Genomic DNA, 14,490 nt, shown 5'->3' with positions numbered 1-14,490 from the left:
AATGCTCTCCTCTGCAGAGACAGGCGGTAAACGTCGTCCCGGAACGGGGCGGGCTCAGCGTTCCGGGTGGAAAGGCTTGCCGATGGAGGCCGGCGCGTTCATGCGGATGCGGGTCTCGTCGCGCGAGATCAGCACCAGCACGACGATGGTGGCGACATAGGGCAGCATGCTCATCAGCTGCGACGGCACGGCGACGCCGGCGCCCTGGGCGTGCAGCTGCAGGATGGTGACGCCGCCGAACAGCCAGGCGCCGGCCACCACCCGCCACGGCCGCCAGGTGGCAAAGACCACCAGCGCCAGCGCGATCCAGCCGCGGCCGGCGGTCATGTTCTCCACCCACATGGGCGTGTAGGCGAGGCTGAGGTAGGCACCGCCCAGCCCCGCCATGGCACCGCCGAAGGCGACCGCGCCATAGCGGATGGCGATGACCGGATAGCCGATGGCATGGGCGGCATGGTGGCTTTCGCCCACCGCCCGCAGGATCAGGCCGGCGCGGGTGCGGTAGAGGAACCACGCCACCGCCGCCACCACCGCCAGCGCCAGATAGACCAGCGGGTTCTGGCCGAACAGCACGCGGCCGACCACCGGCAGCTGGGTCAGCCAGCCGAGGTCCACCGCCGCCACCGCCTGCACCGGCTTGCCGACGAAGCCCTGGCCGACGAAGGACGACAGGCCGATGCCGAAGATGGTGAGCGCAAGGCCCGTCGCCACCTGATTGGCCAGCAGCGACAGGGTCAGCACGCCGAAGATCAGCGCCATGGCGGTCATCGCCGCCATGGCCGCCAGCAGGCCGAGCAGCGGCGACCCGGTGGTCAGGGTGACGGCGAAGGCGGCCACCGCCCCCATCAGCATCATCCCCTCCACCCCCAGGTTCAGCACGCCCGACTTTTCCGCCACCAGTTCGCCGATGGCGGCGAAGATGAGCGGCGTCGCCGCCCCCAGCATGATGACGATGAAGTTGACCAGCAGGTCCATGTCAGGCGCCCTCCTCGGCGGGCTTGGGCGCGGCCTTGGCGGCGGCGACGGCGGCCTTCGGCGAGCCGATGCGCAGGCGGTAGCGGGTGAAGACGTCGGCGCCGAGCAGGAAGAACAGCAGCATGCCCTGGAACACGCCGGTCATGGCCAGCGGCAGGCCCAGTTCGATCTGCGCCGTCTCGCCGCCCAGGTAGGACAGCGCCATCAGCAGCCCGGCCAGCAGGATGCCGACCGGATGCAGGCGGCCGAGGAAGGCGACGATGATGGCGGTGAAGCCGTAGCCCGGCGAGATGGACGGGGTGAGCTGGCCGATGGGGCCCGCCACCTCGAACAGCCCGGCCATGCCGGCAAGCCCGCCGGACACCAGGAAGCTCAGCCACACCACCCGCTTCTGGCTGAAGCCGGCATAGCCGCCAGCCGCCGGGGTCAGGCCGATGACCTTGATCTGGAAGCCGATCAGCGTCCGCGCCATGACGAACCAGCCGGCCAGCACCACGAACAGCGCCACCGCCGCCCCCAGGTGCAGGCGGGTGTAACCGAGCGTCGGCAGCAGGGCGTCGTCGTGGAACAGGCGGCTCTGCGGGAAGCTGAAGCCCTGCGGGTCCATCAGCGGCCCATGCACCAGATAGCTGAGGAACAGCACGCCGACATAGGTCAGCATCAGGCTGGTGAGGATTTCCGAGGCGTTGAAGCGGGTCTTCAGCAGCGCCGGAATGGCGCCGTAGGCCATGCCGCCGAGTGCCCCGGCAAGGGTCATCAGCGGCAGCAGCCACCAGCCTTCGACCTCGTAGAAGGCGAGCGCCACCGCGCCGCCGGCCACGGCGCCCATCACCAGCTGCCCTTCGGCGCCGATGTTCCAGACGTTGCCGCGGAAGCCGATGGACAGGCCGATGGCGATCAGCACCAGCGGCGTCGCCTTGACGCCGATTTCCGCCAGCCCGTTGGCCGTCGACAGCGGCTGCACGAAGAAGGCGTGCAGCGCCTCCAGCGGCGGATACCCCAGGGCGGCGAACAGCAGCGCGCCGGCCAGCGCCGTCAGCAACGCCGCCAGCACCGGGGTCAGGTAGACCACCGCCTGCGGCGTGTGGGACCGGGCTTCCAGCTTAAGACGCATGGCCGGAGGCCTCCCAGGAGTCGGAGGTCTCGAACACGCCGCCCATGAGCAGGCCGATCTGCTCCACCGTCGCCTCGTGGGCGGGGCGGCTTTCGGACAGGCGGCCGTGGCTCATGACGGCGATGCGGTCGGACAGCACGAACAACTCGTCGAGATCCTGGCTGACGATGAGCACCGCCGTCCCCTCGTCGCGCAGGTCCAGCAGCGCCTGATGGATGGCGGCGGCGGCGCCGGCATCGACGCCCCAGGTGGGATGGGCGGCAATGAGAATGCGGGGTTTCCGCATGATCTCGCGGCCGATGATGAACTTCTGCAGGTTGCCGCCCGACAGGCTCTTGGCCGTCGCCCGCGTGCCGTTGCCGGCGACCACGTTGTAGGCGGCGATGATGCGTTCCGCCAGCCCGTGGGCCTTGCGGAAGCTGATGAGGCCGCCGCTGACCATGTCGTCCTGGCCGCCGCGCGACAGCAGGGCGTTTTCCGCCAGGCTCATGTCGGGCACCGCCCCGCGGCCAAGGCGTTCCTCCGGCACGAAGCCGAGGCCGAGCGCCCGGCGGCGGCGCGGGCCGAGGTGGCCGGAGGGGGCGCCGTCGATGCGGACGCTGCGGGCATCCTGCACCAGGGTCTCGCCCGACAGCGCCGACAGCAGCTCGAACTGGCCGTTGCCCGCGACGCCGGCGATGCCGAGGATTTCTCCCGCCCGCACGGTCAGCGACACGTCCACCAGATCGGTGCCGAAGGGCGTGGCGGAGGCGAGGTTGAGGCGGTCCACCACCAGCAGCGGTTCGCCGGCCGGGGCCTCGGCGGCAGCGGCGGCGGCCCGCGCCGGGGTGGCGAAGTCCGACCCGATCATGGCCTGCGCCAGCTGGCGCGCCGTCTTCTCCCGCGGGTCGACCGCATCCACAACCTGACCGGCGCGCAGGATGGTGGCGCGGTCGCAGATGGCGCGGATTTCCTCCAGCTTGTGGGAGATGTAGAGGATGGTGCGGCCCTCGGCGCGCAGGCGGCGCAGGGTCTCGAACAGCTGTTCGGCTTCCTGCGGCGTCAGCACGCTGGTCGGCTCGTCCATGATCAGCAGGCGCGGGTCCTGCAGCAGGCAGCGGACGATCTCCACCCGCTGGCGCTCGCCCACCGACAGGGCATGCACCGGCCGGCGCGGGTCCAGCGGCAGGCCGTAGTGGGTGGAGACCTCGCGGATGCGGTCTTCCAGCTGGCGGATGGGGGTGCGGTCGCCGGTGCCGAGCGCCACGTTCTCCGCCACCGTCAGCGAATCGAACAGCGAGAAGTGCTGGAACACCATGCCGATGCCCAGCTGCCGTGCCGCCGCCGGGCTGGCGATGACGGTCGGCCGCCCTTCCCACAGGATGTCGCCGGCATCGGCCTGCAGCAGGCCGTAGACGATCTTCACCAGCGTCGACTTGCCGGCGCCGTTCTCGCCCAGCAGGGCGTGGATCTCGCCCGCCTCCAGGGTCAGGGAGACGTCCTTGTTGGCGATGGTGCCGGGGAAAACCTTGGTGATGCCGCGCAAAGCCAGTCGGGGCGGCGCCGCGGACTCGCTGGGGTCGGCGTCGGTACGGGGCTCGGGGGACATGCCTCTTCCATGACAACGGCCGGGTCAAAGGCCGGAACGGGGGCGCGGTGGGCGGCTCGGCCGGACCGGCCGGGAAAGCTCCCGGCGTTCCGTCATCGCTTCCTTTTAGCGTGCTGCATGGGCCGTGCCAATCGCTTGCAGGCAGGCGGGTTACACTTTTTCGTCCGTTTGGTCAGGGTCGCCGCCGCACCTGCCCGAAGCCGAGGCAGAGCGCGCCCAAACAGCGGGCATGTTGACAGAATGTTCTCCTCCCCGCCATGATCCCCCGCAGGAACAGACACCGAACGCACCCGCTGCAGGATGCCCGCCATGGACCTCCTTCCCCTGCCCGAACCGCCCCGCCCCGCCGGCAGCCGCCCGCGTGCCGCCGCGCCCGCCGCCGCCGGCAAGCGCGGCGGCGGCGGGCGGCGCGGCAAGGGCGCCCGCACCCAGGGCGACCTGTTCGCCTGGCCGCGCCGCCCTGCCCTTGCCCTACGGCCGCCGGAGGCTGCGCCCGAGGCGGCAGTGGCGGCCGGCGGCGCCACTACGGTCGCCGAACCACCGCCGACCGTCGACGAGTCGCTGGCCGCCCTGCCGACCGCCGCGCTGATGGACCGCCTCGCCGCCCTGATGGATGCCGACCGCCCGGCCATGGCCGCCTTCGTCGCCCTGGCGGATGCCCTGGAAAGGATGCGGGCGCGGGCGGCGCGGCCGGTGCTGCTGCGCCTCGCCCACCGCTTCGCCGGCCTCGACCGCGAGGCGGCGGCGACGGCGATGCGGGCCGCCCTGCGGGCGCTGGCGCGGGTGGCCGATCCCGCCTGCGCCACGGCGGTCACCGACCTCGCCACCCTGGATGCGCTGTCGTCCGAGTCGCTGGCGCTGGCGCTGGAGGTGCTGGCCGCCGTCCGTCACCGCCCGGCGGCGCCGCTCGCCCGCCGTCACCTGCGGCACGAGGATGCCGCCGTGCGCACCGCCGCCTGCCGCCTCGCCCGCGCCCTGCGGCTGCGGGAGACGGCGGCGGCGCTGGAAGGCCTGCTGACCGATCCGGCCCCGGCGGTGGCGCGGGCGGCGGCGCTGACGCTCGGCGGCCTCGCCCTGCGCGGCGGCAAGCAGGCGCTGGAAGCATGGCTGCCCACCGCCACCCCGCTCGACCTGCCGGAGGTGGCGACGGCGCTGGTGCCGGTGGCCGATGACGATACGGCGGTGCTGCTCGGCCGGGCGGCGGAACGGGCCGACCTGCCCGGCCGGCTGGCCATCGTGGCGGCGCTGGGCCAGATCGACGGCCGCGCCGCGGTCACCTGGCTCGGCCGCCTCGGCCGCGACCGCAAGCCGGAGGTACGGGCGGCGGTGTGCGAGGCGCTGGAGAAGCTGGCCGATCTGGCGGCGGCGCCGGTGCTGCGCGAACTGGCCGCCGACGAGGACAGCCGCGTTGCCGAGGCGGCGCAGCAGGCCCTCGACGCCCTGGCGGAAGCGGCGGCGGAGGACTGGTGACGACGCCTGTTTGGCCTCAAGCGTCGGTCTACTGGGTTACGTGCTGCGCTATCACAAGCCAAAAGCGATATCTGTCAAACAAGGCAGGAGCCCCGAGGCGGACTTCCCCGTTCATGCCACTGTTGCCGGGGAAGCCCGGCTACCTTATGAGGTGACGACGATTGGCCGGTGGACAGCCCACGGGCATCGGACCTATCGTCAAGTCGAACAACGGGTTCTGGGGGTTTGCATGGCGGTCTTTCTCATAGTTGGCGTTCGGGCCGATCAGGGCGACCAGCTGGACAGCGCCATTGCCAAGACCTACCAGAAGGACCATCTGCGCCTGACCGCCGATTCGTGGCTGGTCGCCGACGACTGCACTGCCAAAGAGCTGTCGGATAAGCTGGGGATAACGAGTGGTAAATCAGGCTCGGCGGTGGTAACCAAGATCGGTAGCTACTACGGTAGAGCACCCACCAACATATGGGACTGGGTGAAGACCAAGTGGGAGAGTCATTCTGATGGCGCGTAGGCCCTCGTCGCCTGAGGACGCAACGCCGCACGAGTTTCCGGAATCGTCGCCTCGAGACCTCCACCCCACGAGCGATATCCGCTTCGTGATGTGGGAAATGGGTAAGATGAGCACGGCGCTTGAGCGGGTGTCGGATGATCTTAGGACGCTGACTACCAAGGTGGAGACACTGGAGTCGCGGGCCAGTACGGCCGTGGGTTGGGCGAAGGGCTTGGGCGTCGGCGTCATTGGCGTCGGGATTGTACTCAGTGGCGCTATCGCACTCTTTACCTGGATTTTTGATGGGAAGATCGACGCCCTACGAGATCAGTTCCTCGCCATAGAAGAACCTCCTAAGCAAGAACTGCCTCAAAGAGACAGCAAGCGGTAGCAACTGCAGCTCCGCCGAAGATTTTCGTCTGAAACTCTAGCCACTCTGCCTCGTCCCCGCGCCGTCAGCGCCGGTGGATGAAGCTGCGGTAGTCCAGCCGGTCCTGCCAGCCGCGGCGCTGCAGTTCGGGCACCAGATCCTCGGGGATGGCGGGCCAGCCGACGCACAGGTAGGCGACGAATTCCCAGTCCGGCGGCACCTCCAGATCCTCGCACAGGCGCTGCGGATCGAAGATGGAGACATAGCCGATGCCGAGATCCCACGCCCGCGCCGCCAGCGCCATCAGGGTCACCGCCCCGGCCACCGAATGGGCCAGGGTCTGCGGCATGGTGCGCGAGCCGAGCCCGCCGCCGACCGCATTGGTGTGATCGCAGAAGACGGCAATCTGCACCGGCGCCTGATCCAGCCCGGACAGCTTGAGCGTGGCGTAGAGGCGGGCGCGTTCCCCCTCGTACTCGTGCAGGGCTTCCGAGTTGGCGGCGGCGAAGTTGGCCCGCACCCGCACCCGCAGCGTCGGGTCGTCCACCAGCACGAAGCGCCAGGGCTGGCTGTTGCCCACCGACGGCGACTGGCAGGCGAGGTTGATCATCTCCTCCACCAGGGCCGGGTCGACGGGGTCGGGCTTGAAGTGGCGGATGTCGCGCCGCCACGCGATCAGGTCCTTCAGACGCTCGCGAAAGGCGGGATCGAAGCGGGGCACCGCCTGGGGGCGGCGGGTCTGCTCGACGGACATGCTCACTCCTTGCTGTCGCTGCCTCCATCCGTGGCACGCGCCGCCTCGGCCAGGGCCTCCTCGCCGACCTCCGACGGGGTCTGGCGGCCGCTGTAGGGCGGCTGGTCCGGCCGGCGGCCCCAGCGCAGCTCCTTGATGATGCCGTGCAGGGTCCGTACCTCGGTCTCGGTCAGGGTAGCACGCCAGAACAGGTTGCGAATATTCCTAACCATCGACGGGCGCTTGTCCGGCACCCGCAGGAAGCCGCTGGCATCCAGTTCAGCCTCCAGGTGAGCGAACATCCGCAACACCATGTCCTTGCTGGCGACCTTGGTCTGATTGGTGACCAGGATCTCGGCCGGCGGATCAATCCTGATCTGGTACCATTCATACCCCATCAGAAGGACCGCCTGCGCCAGGTTGAGGGAGCAGTACGCCGGGTTGAGCGGCGCCTCGACGATCACGTCGGCCAGGGCCAGGGCGTCGTTCTCCAGCCCCGTGCGCTCCTTGCCGAACAGGATGCCGGTGCGCTGGGTCAGCGCCGCCTGGGCGTGCATGTCCTCGGCGGCGCGCTTCGGCGTCATCAGCGGCTTGATCATGTCGCGGCGGCGGGCGGTGGTGGCATAGACCCGGTGCAGGTCGCCGACCGCTTCTTCCAGCGTGTCGAACACCTGCGCCTGCTCCAGCACCTCCAGCGCGCCGGAGGAGGCGGCGACCGCCTTCTCCCCCAGGTGATCCTCGCGCGGCTGCACCAGGCGCATCTGCGTCAGGCCGCAGTTGAGCATGGCCCGCGCGGCGGTGCCGACGTTCTCGCCCAGCTGCGGGCGGTCGAGGATGATCACGGGCGCGAGCGGGTCGAGCACCGCCTCCCGCGCCCTGGTACGGTCTGTTCCAGCCATGGGTCCCGTCTGGCTTGCGGGCGCCGCCGTCAGGCGGTGGCGCCGTCGCGGTAGAGCTTGAAGTTGATGCTGTCCGACAGCGCCTCGAACGACGCGTCGATGATGTTTTCGGAAACGCCCACCGTGGTCCAGCGGGTGCCGGAGCCGTCGGCGCTTTCGATGGTGACGCGGGTGACCGCCGCCGTCGCCGCATCGGGGTTGAGGATGCGGACCTTGAAGTCCACCAGCCGCAGGTCGCTCAGCTGCGGGTAACGCGGCAGCAGCAGCTTGCGCAGGCAGGCGTCGAGCGCATTGATCGGGCCGTCGCCCTCGGCCACCGACATCACCCGCTCGCCCTTCACCGTCAGCTTGGCGATGGCCTCCGACAGGGTGATGAGCTGGCCCTTGGCGTTCCAGCGCCGTTCGTCGATGACGCGGAAGGCGTCGACCTTGAAGTATTCCGGCACGTCCTCCAGCATCCGCCGCGCCAGCAGCTCGAAGCTGGCCCAGGCGCCGTCGTAGGCGTAGCCCTGGAACTCGCGCTCCTTCACCAGTTCGATGAGGTGGCTGAGGCGGGGGTCCTTGCGGTCCACCTCCATCCCGATTTCCTCGAACCGGGCCAGCAGGTTGGACAGGCCGGCCTGGTTCGACACCAGGATCAGCCGGCGGTTGCCGACGCTTTCCGGCTCGACGTGTTCATAGCACTTGGGGTCCTTGGCCACCGCCGAGACGTGCAGGCCGCCCTTGTGGGCGAAGGCGCTTTCGCCGACGTAGGGGGCGCCGCGGTCGGGCACCCGGTTCAGGCGGGCGTCCAGCGACCGCGACAGCTTCTGCAGCCCCTTCAGGTCGTCCAGGGTCAGGCCGGTGGTATAGCCCATCTTGAGCATCAGGCTCGGGATGATGGAAATCAGGTTGGCGTTGCCGCAGCGCTCCCCCAGGCCGTTGAGCGTGCCCTGGATCTGGCGGGCGCCGGCACGCACGGCGGCCAGGCTGTTGGCGACGGCGTTGCCGGTGTCGTCGTGGCAGTGGATGCCGACATGGCTGCCCGGCACCACCTGCGTCACCCGGCCGACGATCTCCGACACCTCGTGCGGCAGGGTGCCGCCGTTGGTGTCGCACAGCACCACCCAGCGGGCGCCGGCGTCATGGGCCGCCTTGATGCACGACAGCGCGTAGTCCGGGTTGGCCTTGTAGCCGTCGAAGAAGTGCTCGGCGTCGAACATCACCTCCTGCGCCACCGTGCGGGCGTGGGCGATGCTGTCGGCGATCATGCGCAGGTTCTCGTCCAGCTCCACCCCCAGGGCGACGGTGCACTGGAAGTCCCAGCTCTTGCCCACCAGCGTCACCACCGGGGCGCCGGAATTGACCACCGCCGTCAGGCCGGGATCGTTGCTGGCCGAGCGGCCGCCGCGCCGGGTCATGCCGAAGGCGGAGATGCGGCCACGCTTGGTTTCCGGCAGGCTTTTGAAGAAGGCGTCGTCGGTGGGATTGGCGCCGGGCCAGCCGCCTTCGATGTAGTCAATGCCGATGCCGTCCAGTTCGCGCGTAATCGCCGCCTTGTCGGCCGCGGAGAAATCCACACCGTGCGTCTGCGCGCCGTCGCGCAGAGTGCTGTCGTAGATGTAGACGCGCATGTCGTCGGTCATCGCAGGGCCCTGGCTCGCCTGGTTCGTTTCGGGAGAGGCGGAGAATGCCCCACCGGCGCCCCCCTGCCAAGCCCCGGTGTGGAGGCGGCGGCCGGGCCGGCGGCGGGTGCCGTCGCGGTTGGCGATGGCAAACCTTCCGAACCGTGGTTTGCGCGATGGCAGCAGCGGGCGCAAGCTGTATGCAGACACGCAATCGGCCGATCCTGCGGCGTCGCCCCCGGTTTCCCGGATCCCCGGTACAGGAGCTTCGCCATGACCACCCTGCCCGTTCCCGCCGACCCGCGGCTGGCCGCCCTTGTCGACCGTGCCGAGGCCGACCGCCTGGCCGCCCTCGGCCGCCTGTTGCGCCGCCTGATCGGACGCGCGATGTAAGGACCACCCAAGGCCGCCGCCCCCGCGCCGGAGATTGCCATGCGCTACGACCTCGTGACCCTGAAGCTGTTCCTCGCCGTGGTGGAGGAGAACAACATCGCCCGCGCCGCCGAGCGCGAGCACATCGCCGCCTCCGCCGTCTCCAAGCGCATCTCCGATCTGGAGGCGGCGCTCGGCACGCCGCTGCTGCTGCGCCACCCCAAGGGCGTCGCCCCCACCGCCGCCGGCTCCACCCTGGTGCGCCATGCCCGCAGCCTGTTCGCCATCATCGACCGCATGCAGGGCGAGCTGTCGGAGTTCGCCGAGGGCCTGCGCGGCCATGTGAGCATCGCCGCCAATACCTCCGCCCTGCTGCTGCACCTGCCGGAGGAACTGGCGCGCTTCTCCGCCGCCCATGCCGGCATCACCGTCGGGGTCGAGCAGATGCCGAGCATCCGCGTCGTGCAATCGGTGCTGGACGGCGTCGCCGACCTCGGCCTGCACGCGGTGCATGTGGACCTGCCGCCGGGGCTGGAGAGCATCCCCTACCGCCGCGACCAGCTGGTGGCGGTGCTGCCGGCCGACAACCCGCTCGCCGCCCAGACGGCGGTGGAGTTCCGCGACCTGCTCGCCTACGAGCATGTGGTGCTGCGCGACGACTGTTCCCTGCGCGCCCTGCTGTCGGAAGCGGCGCAGGAAGCCAAGGCCGACCTGCGCATGCGCCTGACCGTCACCAGCTTCGATGCGGTCATGCGGCTGGTGGAGGCCCGCCTGGGCGTCGCCGTGCTGCCGGCCGGCTGCGTGCTGCCCCACACCGGCCGCATGAACATCGTCGCCGTGCCCCTGACCGACGGCTGGGCCCGCCGCGACCTGGTGGTGACCATGCGCGACCGCGAGGCCCTCACCGTGCCCGCCCGCCTGCTGCTGGCCCAGTTGCTGGAGGCGACGGAAGCCATGCGCGCGGCGCAGTAGGAGCCGCGCCGTTCCCGCCCCTGCAACGTAGCGGCGCATGCTGCGTTTGCTGCACACGTGTTCCCGTGCAGCCGCAGAGGGGTTTCCATGCCTGCCACATCCTCCCGCCCGGCGACCGTGGTCATGGCCGGAGTGCTGGTGCTGTCCGGTCTCGCCCTGGCCGGCGGCGGCGGCTGGCTGATCGCCCTCGGTGGCTCGTGGTACTACCTGATCGCCGGGCTCACCCTGGTCCTGAGCGGCATCCTGCTCGGGCGCGGCCAGGGGGCGGCGCTGTGGGTCTATGCCGCACTGGTGCTCGGCACGCTCGTCTGGGCGCTGTGGGAGGTGGGGCTCGACTGGTGGGCGCTGGCGCCGCGCGGCAGCCTGATCGTGGTCCTCGGCGTCCTGCTGCTGCTGCCGTGGGTGCGCCGCCCGGTCATCCCCACCGCCCCCGCCGGCCGCCCCGCCCTGCCCCTGGCGGGGGCGCTGCTGGTGGCGCTGGCGGTCGCGGTGGCGTCATGGATGACCGACCCCCACCGCCTGGAGGGCCGCTTCGCCGACGCCGGCCCCGGCACCGCCGTCGGGGCGGAGGGCGAGGCCGGCGCCGGGCCGGTGCCGCCCGGCGAGTGGCACGCCTACGGCCGCACCTCCTACGGCCAGCGCTACAGCCCCCTGGCGCAGATCACCCCGGCCAACGTCGGCCAGCTTGAAAAGGTGTGGGAGTACAACACCGGCGACATCCGCGGCGCCGACTGGGAACCGGAGGAGACCACCTTCCAGGTCACGCCGCTGAAGATCCGCGACCGCCTCTATCTCTGCACCCCGCACCAGCGGGTGATCGCCCTGGAGGCCGACAGCGGCCGCGAGGTGTGGACCATGAACCCGGAGGTGCGGCAGGGCCTGGCCTTGCAGCACCTCACCTGCCGCGGCCTCGCCTATCACCTCGACCCCGCCGCCGCCGCCGAGGCGCCCTGCCGCGAGCGCCTGTTCATGCCGACCGCCGACGGCCGGCTGATCGCCCTGTCGCCCGAAACCGGCGACCGCTGCCCCGACTTCGGCACCGACGGCGAGATCGACCTGTGGCAGAACATGCCCAACGTCCGCCCCGGCGCCTATTACTCCACCTCGCCGCCGGTGGTGACGCGCGACCTGGTGATCATCGGCGGCACCGTGCTCGACAACGTCTCCACCAGCGAGGCGTCGGGCGTCATCCGCGCCTTCGACGTGCGCAGCGGCGCCATCGTCTGGGCGTGGGACCCGGCCCGCCCCGACCGCACCGAACCGCTGCCCGAGGGCGAGACCTACACCCCCAACTCCCCCAACAGCTGGGCCATCTCCAGCGTCGACGAAGGGCTCGGGCTGGTCTACGTGCCGCTCGGCAACCAGCCGCCGGACCAGTTCGGCGGCGATCGCAGCGAGGCGGTGGAGGAATACTCGTCGTCGGTGGTGGCGCTCGACGTGGAAACCGGGGCGCCGCGCTGGCACTTCCGCACCGTCAACCATGACCTGTGGGATTACGATGTGCCGTCGCAGCCGACGCTCGTCGACCTGACCCTGAACGGCGAGGTGGTGCCGGCCCTGGTGCAGCCCACCAAGCAGGGCGACCTCTACGTGCTCGACCGCCGCACCGGCGAGCCCATCCTGCCGGTGCAGCAGGAACCGGCGCCGCAAGGGGCGGTGGAGGGAGATTTCACGGCGGCGACCCAGCCGGCCTCTGCCCTCTCCTACGCGCCGCCGCCGCTGACCGAGGCCGACATGTGGGGGGTGACGCCCTTCGACCAACTGGCCTGCCGCATCGCCTTCCATCGCCTGCGCTACGAGGGCCGGTTCACGCCGCCGTCGCTGGAAGGGTCGCTGATCCACCCCGGCAACTTCGGCGTCTTCAACTGGGGCGGCGTGGCGGTGGACCCGGACCGGCAGCTGGTGTTCACCACGCCGGCCTACCTCGCCTTCACCTCCCGCCTGATCCCGCGCGCCGACGACACCACCCTCTACGTCAACCCGAAGGAGCCGGAAGGCGAGCTGCCGGCCCTGAACGAAAACTTCGGCGCCCCCTATGCGGTGGAGCTGGAGCCGTTCACCTCCGTCCTCGGCCTGCCGTGCGAGCAGCCGCCGTGGGGCTATGTTTCCGCCGCCGACCTGACCACCGGCGAGATCGTCTGGATGCACCGCAACGGCACCGTCCGCGATCAGGCGCCGCTGCCCCTGCCCTTCGAGATGGGGGTGCCGAGCCTGGGCGGCCCGCTGGTCACCGCCGGCGGCGTCGCCTTCCTGTCGGGCACCATCGACTACTACCTGCGGGCCTACGACGTCGCCACCGGCGCCGAACTGTGGAAGGCGCGGCTGCCGGCCGGCGGTCAGGCGACGCCCATGACCTTCCAGGGCGACGACGGCCGCCAGTACGTGGTGGTGGCGGCCGGCGGCCATGGTTCGCTCGGCACCAAGGCGGGCGATTCGGTCATCGCCTACGCCCTGCCGGCGCCGCAGTGAGGGAGAAGGAAGAGAGGGAGATCAGCCGCCGGCGGCGGCCTTGAGAGTTCAGCCGCCGGCGGCGGCCTTGGCAGCGGTGACGGCCGGCGGCGCGATGACGCCCGCCACCAGTTCCGCCAGGCAGCGGTAGCTGGCATCGGTCATGTGCAGGCCGTCGGCGGAAAGCATGTCTTCCACGGTGAAGCGGCCGTCGTCCAGCCACACCTTCATGAAGTCGAAGCGGGTGATGACCGGCAGCTTGAACTCCGCCCCCAGCGCCCGCACCGCCGCCACCGACTCCACATAGGCGGCATCGCTGGCGCGGGTGGGCACGTACTGCGGCTCCATCAGCACCATGTCGGCGCCGGCCGCCTGCATGCGGCGGATGCCATCGCGGGCCTGGTCCATGTAGGTGTCGCGCGGCACCTTGCGGAACACGTCGTTGGTGGCCAGCTGCCAGATCACCAGATCGGGGTCGTGGTCGAGCACATCCCGCTGCAGGCGGGCCATGTTCATGGCGACCGTCTCGCCGCCGATGCCGCTGTTGACCATGTGGACGCTCACCGCCGGACGGCCGGCGGCGAGAAGACCGGCCAGCTGGGCGGGATAGGTGGCGGCGGCGCTGCTGGCGCCGGTGCCGGAGGTGCTGGAGGAGCCGAGCGCGACGATGCGCACCTCCTTGCCCTCGGTCACCAGCCGGGCCACGTGCGGCAGCGGCGGATAGGCGACGGCCGGGGCGGCGACGGCGCACCGCTCCGACGGTGCCAGCGGCGCGGCGGCGGCGGCCGAAACGGTGATGACGGAGGCAATGGCCGCGGCGATGACGGCAGCGGCGAGGCGGCGGGTCTGCGACATGGGGGCTCTCACTCTCTCTGGCGGTTGCGTCTGGCGGCGCGAGAGTGGCCCGCTGTGATTAATCAGGGGTAAATGTTTCGAGAGCGGCGGCAGACGTTGTCACAGCGTGCCGGCGCGGAAAGGACAAACGGCGCCGGGGCGAAAGCCCGCGGCGCCGTCGTTTTTCCCTTGCTGCACCAGGCCTTACGCCTGCTCCAGCTCCACCAGGGTGCCGTTGAAGTCCTTCGGGTGGAGGAACAGCACCGGCTTGTCGTGGGCGCCGATCTTCGGCTCGCCGTCGCCCAGCACCCGCATGCCGTCGGCCTTCAGCTTGTCGCGGGCGGCATAGATGTCGTCCACTTCATAGCAGACGTGGTGAATGCCGCCGGAGGCGTTCTTGTCGAGGAAGCCCTGGATCGGCGACTTCTCTCCCAGCGGGTGGAGAAGCTCGATCTTGGTGTTGGGCAGCTCGATGAACACCACCGTCACCCCGTGCGCCGGCTGCGGCACCGGCGCGGAAACCTTGGCGCCCAGCACATCGCGGTAAACGGCGGTGGCGGCCTCCAGGTCCGGCACCGCGATGGCGACGTGGTTCAAGCGTCCGATCATGTCCCTCTACCC

At 70.6% G+C, this 14,490-nt stretch carries 13 protein-coding genes; 5 read left to right on the top strand and 8 right to left on the bottom strand.

Translation table 11 applies throughout. The features are described from left to right. Positions 1-54 precede the first annotated feature (54 nt). From ABD056_RS01305 to ABD056_RS01295, 3 genes are read right to left on the bottom strand one after another with little or no spacing between them, the layout of a single operon-like run. Positions 55-975 (bottom strand): ABC transporter permease, encoded by a 921-nt coding sequence (locus tag ABD056_RS01305; RefSeq protein WP_343863634.1) that lies wholly within the window; start codon positions 973-975, stop codon positions 55-57. A 1-nt stretch (position 976) separates the two neighbouring features. Continuing rightward, positions 977-2,089: an ABC transporter permease gene (locus ABD056_RS01300; protein ID WP_343863632.1), complete on the bottom strand. Its 1,113-nt coding sequence runs from the start codon at positions 2,087-2,089 to the stop codon at positions 977-979. Continuing rightward, a complete protein-coding gene (locus ABD056_RS01295) occupies positions 2,079-3,677 on the bottom strand; it encodes an ABC transporter ATP-binding protein (RefSeq protein WP_343863630.1) in 1,599 nt (532 codons plus the stop codon). The genes ABD056_RS01300 and ABD056_RS01295 overlap by 11 nt, the downstream gene beginning before the upstream one ends. A 309-nt stretch (positions 3,678-3,986) precedes the next feature. On the opposite strand from ABD056_RS01295, the gene ABD056_RS01290 reads away from it, so the two are divergent. The 3 genes from ABD056_RS01290 (at position 3,987) to ABD056_RS01280 (ending at position 6,028) form a co-directional block, all read left to right on the top strand. After that, on the top strand, positions 3,987-5,147 hold the full coding sequence (locus ABD056_RS01290; protein ID WP_343863628.1) for a HEAT repeat domain-containing protein: 1,161 nt from the start codon (positions 3,987-3,989) through the stop codon (positions 5,145-5,147). 229 nt (positions 5,148-5,376) lie between these two features. After that, the gene (locus ABD056_RS01285) at positions 5,377-5,658 is read left to right on the top strand and encodes a hypothetical protein (protein ID WP_343863626.1); all 282 of its coding nucleotides are present in this window, start codon (positions 5,377-5,379) and stop codon (positions 5,656-5,658) included. 106 nt (positions 5,659-5,764) lie between these two features. Next, positions 5,765-6,028, top strand: coding sequence for a hypothetical protein (locus tag ABD056_RS01280; RefSeq protein ID WP_343863624.1), 264 nt, complete (start codon positions 5,765-5,767; stop codon positions 6,026-6,028). 64 nt (positions 6,029-6,092) lie between these two features. Here the strand turns inward: ABD056_RS01280 and bluB are convergent, their stop codons facing one another. From bluB to cimA, 3 genes are read right to left on the bottom strand one after another with little or no spacing between them, the layout of a single operon-like run. Then, positions 6,093-6,761, bottom strand: coding sequence for a 5,6-dimethylbenzimidazole synthase (bluB, locus tag ABD056_RS01275; RefSeq protein WP_343863623.1), 669 nt, complete (start codon positions 6,759-6,761; stop codon positions 6,093-6,095). A gap of 2 nt (positions 6,762-6,763) precedes the next feature. Continuing rightward, entirely contained in the window at positions 6,764-7,639 is an 876-nt protein-coding gene (locus tag ABD056_RS01270) for an RNA methyltransferase (protein WP_343863622.1), read from the bottom strand. A gap of 29 nt (positions 7,640-7,668) precedes the next feature. Next, complete coding sequence (gene cimA, locus ABD056_RS01265) at positions 7,669-9,264, bottom strand: citramalate synthase (protein WP_343863620.1); 1,596 nt, start codon at positions 9,262-9,264, stop codon at positions 7,669-7,671. A 411-nt stretch (positions 9,265-9,675) separates the two neighbouring features. On the opposite strand from cimA, the gene ABD056_RS01260 reads away from it, so the two are divergent. Together ABD056_RS01260 and ABD056_RS01255 are read left to right on the top strand one after the other, a co-directional pair. Next, on the top strand, positions 9,676-10,587 hold the full coding sequence (locus ABD056_RS01260) for a LysR family transcriptional regulator (RefSeq protein WP_343863618.1): 912 nt from the start codon (positions 9,676-9,678) through the stop codon (positions 10,585-10,587). Between the two features lie 87 nt (positions 10,588-10,674). Beyond that, positions 10,675-13,056, top strand: a complete 2,382-nt coding sequence (locus ABD056_RS01255; protein ID WP_343863616.1) for a glucose/quinate/shikimate family membrane-bound PQQ-dependent dehydrogenase — start codon at positions 10,675-10,677, stop codon at positions 13,054-13,056. Between the two features lie 48 nt (positions 13,057-13,104). Here the strand turns inward: ABD056_RS01255 and ABD056_RS01250 are convergent, their stop codons facing one another. Beyond that, positions 13,105-13,890, bottom strand: coding sequence for an SGNH/GDSL hydrolase family protein (locus ABD056_RS01250; protein WP_343863615.1), 786 nt, complete (start codon positions 13,888-13,890; stop codon positions 13,105-13,107). Positions 13,891-14,073: 183 nt separating this feature from the next. After that, the gene (gene mce / locus ABD056_RS01245; protein WP_343863613.1) at positions 14,074-14,478 is read right to left on the bottom strand and encodes a methylmalonyl-CoA epimerase; all 405 of its coding nucleotides are present in this window, start codon (positions 14,476-14,478) and stop codon (positions 14,074-14,076) included. Positions 14,479-14,490: the final 12 nt, after the last annotated feature.

Source organism: Caenispirillum bisanense (assembly GCF_039523075.1).
In the GTDB taxonomy this organism is placed as follows: domain Bacteria; phylum Pseudomonadota; class Alphaproteobacteria; order Rhodospirillales; family Rhodospirillaceae; genus Caenispirillum; species Caenispirillum bisanense.
The sequence above is the reverse complement of the archived record's forward strand: the minus strand, read 5'-3'. Positions and strand labels throughout refer to the sequence as shown.